At 70.2% G+C, this 14385-nt stretch carries 10 protein-coding genes; 7 read left to right on the forward strand and 3 right to left on the reverse strand.

The window, feature by feature from the left end:
• The first annotated feature begins 51 nt into the window (after positions 1 to 51).
• Positions 52 to 2535 carry a hypothetical protein gene (locus MYSTI_RS04220; protein ID WP_015346459.1) on the forward strand — a complete coding sequence of 828 codons (2484 nt, stop codon included), beginning with the start codon at positions 52 to 54 and terminating at the stop codon, positions 2533 to 2535.
• Between the two features lie 10 nt (positions 2536 to 2545).
• On the opposite strand, the gene MYSTI_RS04225 is transcribed toward MYSTI_RS04220, so the two are convergent.
• Both MYSTI_RS04225 and MYSTI_RS04230 read right to left on the reverse strand, forming a co-directional pair.
• Entirely contained in the window at positions 2546 to 3316 is a 771-nt protein-coding gene (locus tag MYSTI_RS04225; RefSeq protein ID WP_015346460.1) for a glucose 1-dehydrogenase, read from the reverse strand.
• A 26-nt stretch (positions 3317 to 3342) separates the two neighbouring features.
• Positions 3343 to 4329 (reverse strand): zinc-dependent alcohol dehydrogenase family protein, encoded by a 987-nt coding sequence (locus tag MYSTI_RS04230; RefSeq protein WP_015346461.1) that lies wholly within the window; start codon positions 4327 to 4329, stop codon positions 3343 to 3345.
• A gap of 236 nt (positions 4330 to 4565) precedes the next feature.
• On the opposite strand from MYSTI_RS04230, the gene MYSTI_RS04235 reads away from it, so the two are divergent.
• On the forward strand, positions 4566 to 5633 hold the full coding sequence (locus MYSTI_RS04235; RefSeq protein WP_015346462.1) for a lysylphosphatidylglycerol synthase domain-containing protein: 1068 nt from the start codon (positions 4566 to 4568) through the stop codon (positions 5631 to 5633).
• Here MYSTI_RS04235 and MYSTI_RS04240 read toward each other — a convergent pair.
• On the reverse strand, positions 5566 to 7788 hold the full coding sequence (locus MYSTI_RS04240; RefSeq protein ID WP_044278727.1) for a molybdopterin oxidoreductase family protein: 2223 nt from the start codon (positions 7786 to 7788) through the stop codon (positions 5566 to 5568). The genes MYSTI_RS04235 and MYSTI_RS04240 overlap by 68 nt on opposite strands.
• 107 nt (positions 7789 to 7895) lie before the next feature.
• On the opposite strand from MYSTI_RS04240, the gene MYSTI_RS04245 reads away from it, so the two are divergent.
• From MYSTI_RS04245 to MYSTI_RS04265, 5 genes are all read left to right on the forward strand, one after another.
• Positions 7896 to 8789 (forward strand): hypothetical protein, encoded by an 894-nt coding sequence (locus tag MYSTI_RS04245; protein ID WP_015346464.1) that lies wholly within the window; start codon positions 7896 to 7898, stop codon positions 8787 to 8789.
• Between the two features lie 144 nt (positions 8790 to 8933).
• Entirely contained in the window at positions 8934 to 9944 is a 1011-nt protein-coding gene (locus MYSTI_RS04250) for a 3-oxoacyl-ACP synthase III family protein (RefSeq protein WP_015346465.1), read from the forward strand.
• A gap of 296 nt (positions 9945 to 10240) precedes the next feature.
• On the forward strand, positions 10241 to 10795 hold the full coding sequence (locus MYSTI_RS04255; RefSeq protein ID WP_015346466.1) for a chalcone isomerase family protein: 555 nt from the start codon (positions 10241 to 10243) through the stop codon (positions 10793 to 10795).
• Between the two features lie 123 nt (positions 10796 to 10918).
• Positions 10919 to 11722 (forward strand): OmpA/MotB family protein, encoded by an 804-nt coding sequence (locus MYSTI_RS04260; protein ID WP_015346467.1) that lies wholly within the window; start codon positions 10919 to 10921, stop codon positions 11720 to 11722.
• A 40-nt stretch (positions 11723 to 11762) separates the two neighbouring features.
• Positions 11763 to 14384, forward strand: coding sequence for a TonB-dependent receptor (locus MYSTI_RS04265; protein WP_015346468.1), 2622 nt, complete (start codon positions 11763 to 11765; stop codon positions 14382 to 14384).
• Position 14385 lies beyond the last annotated feature (1 nt).

Raw genomic sequence — 14385 nt, forward strand, 5'->3', positions numbered from 1 at the left:
GTCTTCCTGGTGCGAGAGGAAATCAGGCGGCGGACCGTTGTAGACAGGGGTATGGCTCCTGCGTTGGAGAACGGTGCCCTGCGTGGCACACAGGTGCGGTGTCCGGGCTGTACCCTGTTCAACCCGCCCGGCATCCGCTGTCCTCGCTGTGCCTGTGGTCCCGTGCCCGCCGGGTATTACGGCGCCGCGCGCATGTTGTTGCGCGCGGGCGTGGACCGCTTCGCCCTGGTGGGCCGGTTGGAGACGCTGGAGCCCTCCCTGGCCGCGCAGCTCGAGCTGCAATACGCCACGCAGTGGAGGGAGGCCCGGCGCATCGTCCGGGACGTCCGCCGGTGTGAGCCCTTCCTGTCGCTCTCCGGTTTCGCCGAGGAGTCGGAGGACCGCTGGGCGGAGGTGCTCCCGTGGGCGAACCCGGCGGTGGTGCCCATTCCCGCGCTTGGACAAGGCGATGGCACGGATGACGAACCCTTGGAGCAGCTGCATCGACGCAGCCAGGTCCCCGAGGTGCGTCACCTCGCCGCGCTCGCCGAAGTGAACCAGGGGAACCTGTCTCGCGACCTGCTCGCCTCGGTGACGGGGGCCCTGGACGTGCAGGGGCTCATCGGCCTGGAGGCCGCGCTCACCTTGACGCGCTGGCGGGTGTGGAACCGCACGCGCCTGGGGAATGCGCAGCGCGACATCCTCATCCGCAATGCACGCCTCGCGTTCGAGCACTTCCCGGAGCAGCGAGCCCGCGCCGCCGTCGCGTGGGTGCGCATCACCGGTGAGCCGCCGGAGGTGGACCTGCTGTTCGCGCTGCGCGAGGGCCTGCGCTCTCCAGACGGCGACCTCCGCTTCGAGTGTGCCCTGTGTCTCCAGGATGAAGCGGGACTGCTCGAGGCCGCGACGTCCCCGGAGGCCGACAAGGCTTCGTTGGCGAGGCAGACGCTGGCGCCCCTCGAGTCGTCCAGGCTCCTGGCGCGCATGGTGGAGTCGGGCGAGGTGGACTTCGCGCGGGATGTGATGAGGCAGCTGCGCTCACCGCCCTCGCTGGAGGCGCTGGACGCGGTGCTCGCCGTCGCCGCGAAGGTCGGGGCCGCGTTGGTGGACCCCGTCGTGTCGTGGGCCCAGCGGACGCCCTTCGAACGGCTCGCGCCTCCCGTGCACGCGCGGTGGAGGACGTTCGCGCGAGAGACGTTGGGGACCTGGCCCGCGCTGAGTGTGCTCCGGCTCTGGGAGTGGGCCCACGCATCGCGAGAGGAAGACGCGCGCCTCGACGAAGAGGTCTCGAGCGCCTTTCAAGGCGCCACGGTGCGCGCGCTCTCCACCGCGCCGTCGGCCGAGCGCGAGAGGCTGGTGGGGGAGAGTGCCTTCCGCCGCTTCCTCTTGCGCGGAGACGTGGCTGAGCTCGCGCTGGTGCACTCCTGGGCGCGAGACGCGGCGTGCGCGGAGCGCTTGTTGGACCTGTTGATTTCGATGCCGGGGTGGCGCGATGAGACAGGGCAGGGGCACGCGCGCTGCGCCCGGCTGTTGATGGCGGCCTGGGAGCGACCGTCCCGCGAGGCGGTGTTGGCGCCGCTCGCGAAGGCGGTGCGCTCCTGGAGCGGCATCTCCGGGCGCGAGGTGTTCCTCGAGGCCCTGTGGTCCCGCTTCCTTCGCTACCCCGAGGAGCGAGCGGACGTGCTCTCCACCTTCGAGCCCTGGCGCACGTTCTTCTGGGAGCGGCAGCTCGCCTCGGAGCCGGACGCGCTCGTCACCTTCGAGACGTGGTGGCGCGTGGACTCACAGCTCGGGCTGCCGAAGCTGGTGGAGTGGTTCGTGGGGGAGGTGCCTCCCGAGGAGCTGCGTCGCAGGTTGCCCGCCGTCTGGGCCGCGGCGGAGGCGCGTGTGGATGCGTGGCCTCGCTCGACCTCCCACGCGGTCTTCCTGGCGGCGGCGTCCCTCTGTGGTTGGCTGCGCCAGGGACATGTGCTCGTGGTCCCCGACGTCGAGCGCTTCCTGGCCTGGGTCCCGGACTTCGAGCGGCGCGTGCGCGAGGCACCTGTCCACGCCGACGAGTCCAGCTATCACAACGACCTGCTCGCGGACCTCCACGTCGAGGTGCGGATGATGAGCGAGTGGCTGGAGCGCTTCCGCGAGGCGGAAGAGGTGGAGCGTCAGGCGGCGCTGATGCGGCGGGTGGAGGCGTCGAGACTCAAGGACCACGAGCTTCAGCTCCAGGCGCTTCAGCAGGGAGCCGGAGGCATCGACCCCGCCCCGCCCAGGCGCGTGGGCGGGGGACGGGCGCTGTGGGTGATGCCAGAGCTGCAGCTCGTGCCCTTGGACTCGGAAGTCGTCCTGCCGGGCGTGGCGCTGGAGACGCTGATGGACTTCGCGCGGGTGCTTCAGGCGCTCAGGACCCAGAGCGACGCGCTGGAGGTGTTCTCCGCGCACGGCCTCTCCGTGGAGGAGTGGAGCGCACAGGCCAAGGACTGGGGGCAGGTCATGACCCAGCGCCGAGACCTGTGCCTGCGCTTCGCCGAGCTCCTGGAGGCGACCTGGTCGGGCCCCCTCTGAGCGCTGGGGGCTACGCGGTGCCTCCGCCGTCGAGCACCAGCTCCGCGCCCGTCATCAGCTTCGACTCATCCGAGGCGAGGTAGACGATGCCGTGGGCGACATCGTCCGGCTCCCCCAGCGAGCCCAGGGGGATGGAGCGGCGCATCCCCTCGCGCGCGCGGTCCGGCGCACCACTGGCCTCCAGCAGCGCCTTCACCATGTTCGTCTCGATGAAGGTGGGGTGGATGGAGTTGCAGCGGATGCCGTAGCCCTTCTCCGCGCAGTGCAGCGCCACCGTCTTCGTGAACATGCGCACGGCGCCCTTCGCGCTGGCATAGGCCGCGAGTGAAGGCACGCCCATGAGGCCCGCCTGCGAGGAGACGTTGATGATGGAGCCTCGCGCGCCGCACTGGCGCATGGCGCGGATGCCGTGCTTGCAGCCCAGGAACGTGCCGTCCAGGTTCACGGCGTGCACCAGCCGCCACTCCTCCAGGGAGAGGCTCTCCACGTCCTTGGGGATGCCCATGCCCGCGTTGTTGACGAGCACGTCCAGCCGGCCGAAGCGCTCCTGGGTCGCCTCCATGGCGCGGACCCAGTCCTCCTCGCGCGTGACGTCCAGCGCCAGGAAGAGGCCCTGGCCGTCTCCCAGCGACTCGGCCACCGCGCGTCCTTCGGCTTCCTGCGAGGCCCGGTCCGTGACGACCACCCGTGCGCCTTCGCGCGCGAGCATCCGCGCCGCCGCGCTGCCCAGCCCGCCCGCCGCGCCCGTAATCAGTGCCACCTTGCCTTCCACGCGTTTCATGGCCGTGTCTCCCGCGAGGGTGTTCGTCAAACAGGTCCGTTGGGCGTGAGCAGCACCTTGCCGCCGCGGCCCCCTTCCATCCCGCGCGCCAGCGCGTCCTGGATGGCGTCCAGCGAGAAGGTGCCCTCGACGGGTGTCCTCAGCGTGCCGTCCGTGACGAGCTTCGCCAGCCGGCCGAACATCTCCCCCTGCTGCTCGCGCGAGGCGCGCTTGAGCCACAGCACCAGCCAGAAGCCGCGCAGGGTGATGTCCTTGAAGATGGACGCCTCCGCCGACAGCTTGGGGCCCTTGCCGGACATGACGCCGTAGTTGACCACCGTGCCGCCCGGCGCCAGCGAGTCGCCGAGCCGCCGCGTGGAGTCTCCGCCCACCGCGTCGATGGCCAGCCGCACCTTGGCGCCGCCCGTCGCCTCGCGCACCTGCTTGGGCAATTCATCCGTGTCCGTCAGCACGACGTCCGCGCCCAGCTCGGTGAGCTCCTTCGCCAGCTCCTCGCGGCGCACCACGTTGAGCGTCTTGTAGCCCGCGCGCTTCGCCAGGGTGATGAGGTAGCGGCCCACGCCGGAGTTGGCGGCGTTCTGCAGCACCCAGTCGCCGGGCTGGAGGGTGATGAACTCGCGCAGGAGGATGTCGGCGGTGGGCGGGTTGATGAACAGCATGGACGCCTGCTTCAAGTCCGTGCCCGGCGGCACCACCTGCAGCCCCTCCGCGGGCGCCACCATGCTCGTGCGCCACGTGCCCGAGCCCAGGGGCAGGAACACCACGTCTCCCACGCGCACGGAGGTCGTGTCCTTCACTTCGACGACGCGGCCCACGCCCTCGTTGCCGGGCACCGCGGGCAGCTTCGGCAGCGAGCCGTACTGGCCCGTGAGGGTGAGGAGGTCCGAGGGGTTGATGGGCGTGGCCAGCACCTCCAGGCGCGCCTCGCCGGACTTGAGCTCCGCGTCGGGCTCCTCCACCACCTCCACCACCTTCAACGGATGCCCGAACTTCGAGAAGCGGACCGCTTTCATGTGTCGCTCCAGTGCGTGGGAGAATCGGGTGTCACCCTAGCGACCTTCGGCGCCGGAGCCGAGCACACACTCCAGGTTGCCACGGCAACCCGCGCCAGGGGGTGGGGCGGGCGGCACTCGGTGTCCACCGTTCGACGCGAGCCCCCCGCGCATGAGCCACCAGGCGGCGGGCGACCCTCGCCATCCGGAGGGAGGCTGTCCACCTTCCACGGTGGTCGGGCGGCGAGGAGGCGACGGTGGACAACGTGCGCGGGGAGATGGCCCTGGGGCGGCCGATGCGGGCCGCGGTGATGGCGCCGCCGGCGGTGGCGCGGCCGGTGGGGGTGCCCTGGAAGCGAAGGGCGGCGGGATGGCTCAGGCCCCTGTTCGCGATGATGGGGCTGGGCATGCTGGCGCTCCTGGTGCGTCGCGTGGGCCCCCGGGAGCTGGGTCAGGTCCTCCTGGACGCGGCGCCGTGGCTGCCGTGGGTGGCGCTCCTGGAGGTGGGGCGTCAGGCCATGGACGCGCTCGCCACGCGGGCCGCATATGGCGCCAGGGCGGAGCACGTCCCCATGAGACAGCTGGTGCGCGCGCAGCTCATCGGCACCGCGGTGTCCAGCATGGCGCCCGCGGGCCGCGCGGCGGCGGAGGCCACCAAGGCCGCGCTCCTGTCCCCGCACATGGGCGGCGCCACGGCGACGGCGGCGGCGGCCACGTCCCAGGCCGCGTCCCTGGCCGCGGGCGGCTTCATCTCCTTCCCCTGCGCGGCGGCGTCCTACGTGCTGACGGGCGGGTCCGCCTTCACCTTCGCGATGCTGGGCCATGGCGTGCTGCTGGTGGGCGCCTCCGTGGGGATGCGCGCGTGCATGCGGGCGCGGCGTCCCTGCTCGTGGCTCGCGCGCCGCTCCCAGCGCCTGGCCCACCACACGGAGCAGTTCCGCGAGACGGCATGTCACGGCGCGCTCCTCCCGTGGGGGCCCCTGCTGGCCTTCTTGAGCAGCCGAGGTCTCCAGGTGGCCCAGTACGCGGTGCTCACGCACGCGGTGGGCATCGACACGTCCCTGGTGCAGGCGCTGTTCTCCCAGGGACTCTACCTGTGCGCGCTCGCGGTGGGCTCGCTGGTGCCAGGGCAGGTGGGCGTGAGCGATGGCGCCTTCGCGCTGGCCGCGGGCGTGCTGGACACCACCACGGCGCGCGCGATGTCCGTGGCGCTGCTGAGCCACCTGGTGCAGCTCGTCTTCGTCCTGGCCGGCGCGCTCACGCCGCTGGTGTGGCGGTTGCCCTCGGCGCCTCGGCCGGCTTCACCCGCACCGGTGTACCGTTGAAGGCGGCGTTGCCGCTGGGCACGTCCACGGCCAGCTCGTCCGTGAGGTCGTTGTGGCTGATGCCCGCGTGCTCGGCGGCGATGCGCTGGCCCGTGCCCTCGCGTCGATGGCCATAGCCGTGAGGCAGGCTCACCACGCCCGGCATGATGTCGCCCGTCACCGCCACGGGCACCGTCACCTCGCCCACGCGGGAGGTGACGACGGCGTCCATCCCGTCGGCGAGCCCCAGCCTCGCCGCGTCCTCGGGATGCATCATCAGCGTGCAGCGCGGCTTGCCCTTCACCAGCCCCTGCACGTTGTGCATCCAGGAGTTGTTGTCGCGCAGGTGGCGTCGGCCGATGAGCAGCAGGCGCTCGTCTCCCGTCTCCACGTCGGTCGCGGTGCTCGCCGGGAAGGTGTCGCTCAGCCGCCGCAGGTCCGCGGTGAGGACCTCGGGGGCCAGGTGGATGCGGCGGTCCTTCGTCTGGAGCCGGCCCGGCAGACACGGCTGGAGCGGACCCAGGTCCACGCCGTGAGGTGACGCCCGCAGCTTCGCCAGGGACATCCCCTGTCGCAGCGGATTGAAGTGCGCGCCGTGTGGCCCCATGCGCAGGCCGATGTCCAGGAGCCGCTCCGGCCCCAGGCGCCGCAAGGCCTGGTGCAGGAGCGTCTTCCTCAGCGAGGGCCGGCCTCGCCGCAGGTTTTCAAGGCGGTGCTGGAGCTCGAGCGTCGTCTGCCAGTCCTCGTGGGCATCGGGCGCGGGCTCGAAGAGGGGCGGCGAGTACTTGGCGGTGTTGCGCACGGCCAGCACGTGGAAGGCCACGTCGTAGTGGCCGCGCTCCAGCGGTGAGACGGGCGGGAGGATGAGGTGGGCGTGGCGCGTCGTCTCGTTGAGGTACGGGTCCAGGCTCACCATGAAGTCCAGGCCCGCGAGCGCGCGCTCCAACTGCGCGCCATTGGGCGTGGACAGCACGGGGTTGCCCGCCAGGGTGACGAGCGCGCGGATGCGTCCGTCGCCCGGGGTGAGCATCTCCTCGGCCATGACGGCGGAGGGCAGCTCACCGCCGAACTCCGGCAGCCCTCGCACGCGGCTCTTCCAGCGGCCCAGGCTGCCTCGGCCGAGCCCCATCGCGCGAGGGCCCCCGACGATGTCGAACGCGGGCTGCGTGAACATGGCGCCGCCCCGCCGGTCCAGGTTTCCCGTCGCGATGTTGAGGACGTTGATGAGCCACTGGCACAGCGAGCCGAAGGGCTGGGTGGACAGGCCCATGCGCCCGTAGCAGACGGCGCTCTCGGACGTGATGAAGTCCCGCGCCAGCCCGCGAATCACCTCGACGGAGACGCCCGTGTGCCGCGCGGCGCGCTCCGGAGGGAAGTCGCGGACCAGCGCCTTCACCGCGTCGAGCCCCTCCATCCGCGCGCTCAAATGGTTGGGCCGCGGTGAATGCTCCACCAGGGCCACGTGCACCAGGGCGAGGAGCAGCAGCGCGTCGGTGCCGGGGCGGATGAAGACGTGGGTGTCGGCGATGGCGGCCGTCTCCGTGCGGCGCGGGTCCACGACGACGAGCTTGCCGCCGCGCTCCTGGAGGGCTCGCAGCCGCGCGCGGATGTCCGGCGCCGTCATCAAGCTGCCGTTGGAGGCGAGCGGATTGGCGCCCAGCACCAGCAGATGCTTCGTGTGGTCCAGGTCCGGAATGGGGATGAGGAGCTGGTGGCCGAACATCGCGTAGGACACGAGCTGGTGCGGCAGTTGGTCCACCGATGTCGCGGAGAAGCGGTTGCGCGAGCGCAGCGTCTTCACCAGCGCGGGCGCGAACACCATGTTGCCCAGGTTGTGCACGTTGGGGTTGCCCAGGTACGTGGCCACCGCGTCCTTCCCGTGCGCCTCCTGCACCGCGTGCAGCTTGCGCGCGGCCTCGTCCACCGCTTCGTTCCAGGACACCTGCTCCCAGCCCGTCGCCGTGCGCCGCAGCGGGTGGCGCAGCCGGTCCGGGTCCTCGTGCAAGTCCTCGAGCGCCAGCGCCTTGGGGCAGACGTGACCGCGGCTGAACGGGTCCTCGTCGTCTCCCCGGATGGAGGTGATGCGCTCCCCCTTCAGCTCGATGCGAAGGCCACACATCGCCTCGCACAGGTTGCACGTGCGGAAATGAACCCGGGATGCTTCCGTGGTGCTCATGCGCGGGACTGTATCCCGCCCATGCGAGTCATTGCCTTGGAGGGCCTTCTTCTTTTCACTGACGGGCATATCCGCCGCATGAAAGGATTGGCGTGAGGGGAGAACACATGCGCTACATGGGGTCTTGGGTCGTCGTGATGGGATTGCTGGTATCGCCGGTCGCCCTGGGAGCCGAGGCGGAGGTCCGGACGCTGCGCTTCACCAAGAAGGCGCCCGTGGTGGGCGCGCGCGAGGAGAACCAGACGCGCATGGAGATGGCCTTCGACTTCAAGGCCACCGCGCCGAGCATCCAGCCCATCCCCATCGTCGCGTCCACCACGGTGATTGAGACGCAGGTCTTCACCGTGCTCGCGGTGAAGGGGAACGCGGTGATGCGCGCGCAGGTCGCCTACGGTGAGATGGACGAGGTGAAGATGGCGGACGGCAAGGAGGTGCGTTCGCCCGCTCCCGTCAGCAAGAAGACCTACCTGGGTGAGTTCAAGAAGGGCGCTGTCGTGGTGACCAACGCCCAGGGCAAGCCCGTGCCGGGCAACGAGCAGACGAAGGTGCGCGGGGACCTGAAGGGCCTGGGCCGCGAGGACCCGCTCGTCGCGGCCTTCCCCACCGAGCCCCTCAAGGTCGGTGACAGCGTGCAGGCCGTGGCGGACGCCTTCGAGGAGGAGCTCCAGGTCACCGCCCCGGAGGGCATGAGCTACAACGACACGCGCGTCGAGTTGACGGAGATTCGCGACGACACGCGCGGGCAGATGGGCGTCTTCTCCGTGAGCACCACCATCGTCGCCGTCGAGAGCGAGGAGTCCCCCGTCTCCCTGGAGATTCACGCGAAGGGGTCCCTCCACGTCCTGGTCGACGGCACCGTCGTCACCGAGATTTCCATGGGCGGGCCCGTGAAGCTCATCCCCCAGGAGGCGCTGCGCCAGCGCGGCATGGAGGTCCAGGGCACGGGCGAGATGCGCGTCCACCTCACCTCCAAGGTCCTGCCGCGCGCGCCCAGGAAGTGAGCTGACGACACGTCGCGTCAGAGAAGGGGGATGAGGGTGGGTTGGTCCGGAGCGCCGCACGCAGCACGGGCGGCCTTGCGGAGCGGCGCGGGCGTGACAGGCCGCTGACAGAGAATGGGCAGGGTACGGGGTTGGAGGATTGACATGTACTTGCACGCGCTCGGTCACTTTCATCCCCCCAACCTCCTGACGAATCGCTTTCTCGAGGAGCTGGGGCTCGAGACGTCGGAGGCCTGGATCCTGGAGCGAGTGGGCATCCGTTCCCGCCACACGGTGCTGCCGCTGGAATACCTGCGGGAGACTCGCAACCGGGACGTGCGCGCCGCGCAGGAGGCGGCCCTCTTCAGCAACGCGGAGACAGGAGCCCGGGCGGCGCGCATGGCCCTGGAGCGCGCGGGGCTGAAGCCTTCGGACATCGGCCTGGTGGTGGGCGGTGGGTGCAGTCCGGACGAGTGCATCCCCGCGGAGTCCAACCGCGTGGCGGAGAAGCTGGGCATCGACGCGCCGGCGGTGGACCTCCAGAGCGCCTGCTCGTCGTTCTGCACGCAGCTGCACTTCCTCACCGGCATGCGCCCGGAGCGGCTGCCCGAGTACGTGCTGGTGGTCAACGTGGACAACTCCACGCGCGTGGTGGACTACTCGGACCGCTCCTCGGCGGTGCTGTGGGGAGATGGCTCCTCGGCGGCCGTGCTGTCGCCGCGAGTGCCCGGCCGCTGGCGCGTCACCGAGACCCGGCTCGCGGGAGACCCGTCCGGCGCGGAGAAGGTGCGGGTGCCTCGCGTGGGGCACTTCACCCAGCACGGCGCGGAGGTGCAGAAGTTCGCCATCCGCCGCTCGGGGGAGACCCTGCTGGACTTGCGAGGCCACTACCTCGCCCGGCATCCAGGCAAGGGCCCGGAGGACATCACCTTCATCGGCCACCAGGCCAACCTGCGCATGCTGGAGTCCGTCCAGCGCCGCTGCGAGGTGCCCGAGGCCCGCCACCTCTACAACGTCCACGTCCGAGGCAACACGGGCGCGGCCGGGGCCCCCGGGGTGCTGAGCGAGCACTGGGACGACGCCTCGCTGGGGGACGCGGTGGTGCTCAGCGTGGTCGGCAGCGGCCTCACCTGGTCCGGCGCGCTGCTGGAGCGTGTCCTGCCCGGCACGCCGTAGTCCGGCGGGCCTCAGGGACTCTTGTCCAAAGGTCCCTGGCGCACACGTCAGAGAGCACTGGTATGTTCTCCAACGAGCGTCATGGTTCCACGTCCCCGCGAGTTCCCTCCTTCGTCCCTGCTCCTGGCTCCGAGAGCGGGTCTGCCCGGCGTCTTGACGCTCGGCATGGGGCGGGCCTCACCTCGTGTCTTCCCCGTCCACTGTGCGACAGGGCGGCGGGGGCTTTGGCTGGCGGAATGCCGGGGACGTGCGCACCTCAGGGGGAACCGGACTCGGGCAGGGCGGGGGTCGGACGCATGAAGGAGCAGGCGTTGCGCAGTTTCGCGCGGGGGCTCGTGCTGTCGCTGACCCTGGTTTCCGGGGTGGCGTTCGCCGGGCAGAAGCAGGTGGGCGGCGTCCGCATGCCGGACTCGCTGACGCTGCAGGGCCGCACCGTGGCGCTGGCCCACATGGAGCTGCACAAGCGCTTCATCTTCAAGGTCTACGTGTGGAGCCTCTACCTGGAGGACCACCCGCGCAGCGCGTCGGAGGCCATCGCCTCCAACAGCGTCAAGCGCCTCCACTTCCGCTTCCTGCGTGACATCAGCCGCTCCCAACTGGTGGAGAGCCTGCGCAACGGCCTGCACCGCAACCCGGACCTGCGCGAGGGCCCGCTGGCTCAGCAGGTCGGGGTGATGCTGGGCTCGCTGCGCGACGTGGAGAAGGGCGGAGACCTCATCATCACGTACACGCCCGGGGGTGGGTTGGAGATCGCAGGGGAAGCCAGTGGGGGGGTCTTCATCCCCGGGAAATCCTTTGCGGATGCGCTCTTTTCGGCGTGGCTGGACGTGCACCCCATCTTCCCGCGCTGAACCGTCCCGAGGGGCCGCCTGGCGGCCCGGGGACAGCAGAAGTTCTGTGGGTTCTTCCTGACCTGGCGCTCCATGAGCGGTACGCTGGAGCACAAACCATTGTTGTCGGGAGAAATCATACACATGCGGACACGGCTGATTCTGGCATCGCTGGTGGCGCTCTCCACGGGTTGCGTCACGCAAGGCACGTTCGACGCGAAGGCCCTGGAGGCGGACCAACTCTCCAAGGGGCTCAACGACGAGAAGGGTGCTCGCGCGGCCGCCGAGGCCAAGGTGAAGGAGCTGTCGGAGCAGATCACCACGCAGGCGCAGGAGAAGCAGGCGCTGGAGACGCGGCTGACCACCTCCGAGTCACGGCTCACGGCGGGCGCCGCCGAGCGTCGCGCGCTGCAGGACGAGAACGCGAAGCTCTCCGCGCTCAACGACGAGCTGGCGCGCAACTCCAAGAAGCTGGCGCAGGCGAAGGAGGAGCTGGAGAAGAAGAGCTCCGAGTACGAGAACCTGGCGCAGAGCCTCAAGCAGGAGATTTCGGAAGGGAAGATCGAGCTGTCCGAGCTGAAGGGCCGGATGACGGTGCAGCTCAAGGACAAGATTCTCTTCGCCTCCGGCTCGTCGCGGGTGGGCAAGGAAGGCACGGCGGCGCTGGTGAAGATCGCCGAGGCGCTCAAGACGGTGCAGGGGAAGATCATCCGCGTGGAAGGCCACACGGACGACGTGCCCACGGGCGGCGGCCAGTTCCAGACGAACTGGGAGCTGAGCCTGGCGCGCGCCATGGCGGTGGTGCGGACGCTCCAGGACTCGGGCGTGGACCCGACCCGGCTGTCGGCGGCGGGCTACGGCCAGTACCAGCCCATCGCCGCGAACGATTCGGCGGAGAACCGCAGCATGAACCGCCGCATCGAAATCGTGCTCGCGCCCAAGTTGTGAGAGCTTCGGGGAAGGGCGTGATTCACGCGCTCTTCCCCTCATGAAAACGCTCTTCGCCGTCCTCTGTTTCTTCGTCGCCACCGGGGCGCTGGCCCAGGCCCCGGATGGTGGCGTCGCCGACCCCGACGCGGGCGTCCCCACGGGTGTGCTGACCAAGCCCCCGGAGCTGCTGCGTCAGGTGGAAGCACCGTATCCCCCCGAGGCCGCCGCCCAGCAGCTGGAGGGGACGGTGGTGATGCTCATCGACATCTCGGAGACGGGCGCCGTCACGAATGTCGAGGTGACGGAAGCCGCCGGACACGGCTTCGACGAGGCCGCGGTGGAGGCGGTGAAGCAGTTCCAGTTCGAGCCCGCGCAGGTGGACCATGTCCCCGCGCCGGTGCGCATCCAGTACGCGTACCAGTTCGTCTTCCGGCCCGTGCCGCCCGAGCCGTCCGAGGACGGCGGCGTCGCCACGCCCGAAGCGCCGGTGAACTTCAGCGGCCGGGCGCTGGAGCGAGGCTCTCGCAAGCCGCTGGCGGGCGCGGAGGTCGTGATTCCCGACCTGGGCCTGTCCACCGTCGCGGACGAGGACGGGCGCTTCTCCTTCCGAGGCGTCCCGCTGGGCACGCACGAGGTGCTGGTGGTGCTGGGCGGGTATGACCGCTTCCGCACGAAGGAGACGCTGTCGGAGGGGCTGGAGACGCGCGCCACGTACTACGTGCAGAAGCGCATCTTCAGCGCGTTCGAGACGGTGGTGCGCAGCGAGCGCGAGCGCAAGGAGGTGACGAGCACCACGCTGCAAGTGGCGGAGGTGCAGCGCGTGCCCGGCACGCAGGGCGACACGCTCAAGGTGGTGCAGAACCTGCCCGGCGTCGCGCGCCCCGCGTTCAATGGAGGCCAGCTGGTCATCCGAGGCACCAGTCCGCAGGAGTCCGGCGTCTTCCTGGACGGCCAGCGCATCCCGCTGCTGTTCCACTTCGGCGGCCTGACGAGTGTCTACAACTCCGAGCTGCTGGACGCGCTCGACTACCTGCCCGGCAACTTCTCCTCGTACTACGGCGACATCACGGGCGGCGTCATCAACGTGCGCAGCCGCGAGCCGAAGATGGACCGCCTCCACGCCACGGCGGGCGTGAGCCTCATCGAGTCCAACGCGGTCATCGAGGGGCCGATCACGGACACGTTGGGGTTCGCCATCGGTGGACGGCGCTCGTACGTGGACCTGGTGCTGGGGCTGGTGCCGGAGGGAGATGGGCCGAGCCTCCAGGTGGCGCCGCGCTACTACGACGCGCAGCTGAAGCTGGTGTGGAAGCCGAAGGCGCTGCCTCGGCACACGTTCTCGCTCCAGGGGCTCACGTCGCGAGACAGGCTGGGGTTGGTGTTCGACCGGCCGTCGGACAATGACCCCACCGTCACGGGCGGACTGGACGTCACCACGGGCTTCAACCAGTTGCGGCTGAGGCACCAGTACCGCGCGGACGCGCTCACGTTGGACACGCAGGCGCTGGTGGGCAACACGCTGGTGGAGTTCGCGGTGGGGGCGCGCAATCTGCGCATCGCGTCCACGGACCTGAGCCTGCGCTCCACGGCGGAGTACGTGCTGCGCGAGTCGCTGACGCTGGCGGGCGGCGTGGACGTGACGAGCAACTTCGCGCAGGTGAAGGCGCTCATCCAGCGTCCGCCGCGCGAGGGGGAGCCGCCTCGGCCGCTCATCAACGAGGCGCTTGTCACGGCGGATGGGGACTTCGTGCAGTTCTTCCCCTCGCTGTGGGTGGAGGGCCGCTTGAGTCCGGTGAAGGGGCTGCTGGTGGTGCCGGGCGTGCGCGCGGAGGGGTATGTGTTCACGGACCAGAAGGAGGCCCGGTACACGCTCAACCCGCGGCTGGCGGTGCGCTACGCGCTCACGGACGCGGTGACGTTGAAGGGCGGCGCGGGCGTGTACCACGGGCCTCCCATCCAGGATGAGGCCAGCGTGGACTTCGGCAATCCGGACCTGAAGGCCAAGCGCTCGCTGCAGTACAGCGTGGGGGCGGAGTGGCAGCCACGGCAGGAGTGGTTCGTCAGCAGCGAGGTCTTCTACAACGACCTGGATGACCTCATCGTGCGCTCGGATGCGCTGGTGGAGCGCGGCGGTGAGCGGGTCCCGGAGCGGCTGAAGAATGGCGGGGTGGGGCGCATCTACGGGCTGGAGGTGCTCATCCGCCGCTCGTTGACGGAGCGCCTGTTCGGCTGGATTTCGTACACGCTGAGCCGCAGCGAGCGGCGGGACGCGCCGGGTGCGGCGTGGCGCAAGTTCGACAATGACCAGACGCACGTGCTGACGGCGATTGCGTCCTACAAGCTGCCGAGAGGCTGGGAGGTGGGAGCGCGCTTCCGCTTCGCGTCGGGGAATCCGACGACGCCGGTGGTGGGCTCGGTGCGCGATGACACCAACGACGTGTTCCTGCCGTTGTTCGCGGCGGTGAACTCGCGGCGGCTGCCGTCGTTCAACCAGCTGGATATCCGCGTGGACAAGGTCCTGGTCTTCGACACGTGGACGCTGGACCTCTACCTGGACTTGACGAACGCGTACCACAACCCGGCGGTGGAGGGCATCGCCTACAACTACAACTACAGCCAGAGCGCCTACTTCGAGGGACTGCCCATCCTTCCCGTCCTCGGCGCGAAGGGGAGCTTCTGAG

The sequence above is a fragment of the Myxococcus stipitatus DSM 14675 genome, from assembly GCF_000331735.1.
GTDB classification, from domain to species: Bacteria; Myxococcota; Myxococcia; order Myxococcales; family Myxococcaceae; genus Myxococcus; species Myxococcus stipitatus.

What these genes read in the sequence shown, in the direction of transcription:
- MYSTI_RS04220 (WP_015346459.1), top strand. Translation starts at nt 52, where the DNA reads ATGGCTCCTGCGTTGGAGAACGGTGCCCTGCGTGGCACACAGGTGCGG.
- MYSTI_RS04225 (WP_015346460.1), bottom strand. Translation starts at nt 3,316, where the DNA reads ATGAAACGCGTGGAAGGCAAGGTGGCACTGATTACGGGCGCGGCGGGC.
- MYSTI_RS04230 (WP_015346461.1), bottom strand. Translation starts at nt 4,329, where the DNA reads ATGAAAGCGGTCCGCTTCTCGAAGTTCGGGCATCCGTTGAAGGTGGTG.
- MYSTI_RS04240 (WP_044278727.1), bottom strand. Translation starts at nt 7,788, where the DNA reads ATGAGCACCACGGAAGCATCCCGGGTTCATTTCCGCACGTGCAACCTG.
- MYSTI_RS04245 (WP_015346464.1), top strand. Translation starts at nt 7,896, where the DNA reads ATGCGCTACATGGGGTCTTGGGTCGTCGTGATGGGATTGCTGGTATCG.
- MYSTI_RS04250 (WP_015346465.1), top strand. Translation starts at nt 8,934, where the DNA reads ATGTACTTGCACGCGCTCGGTCACTTTCATCCCCCCAACCTCCTGACG.
- MYSTI_RS04255 (WP_015346466.1), top strand. Translation starts at nt 10,241, where the DNA reads ATGAAGGAGCAGGCGTTGCGCAGTTTCGCGCGGGGGCTCGTGCTGTCG.
- MYSTI_RS04260 (WP_015346467.1), top strand. Translation starts at nt 10,919, where the DNA reads ATGCGGACACGGCTGATTCTGGCATCGCTGGTGGCGCTCTCCACGGGT.
- MYSTI_RS04265 (WP_015346468.1), top strand. Translation starts at nt 11,763, where the DNA reads ATGAAAACGCTCTTCGCCGTCCTCTGTTTCTTCGTCGCCACCGGGGCG.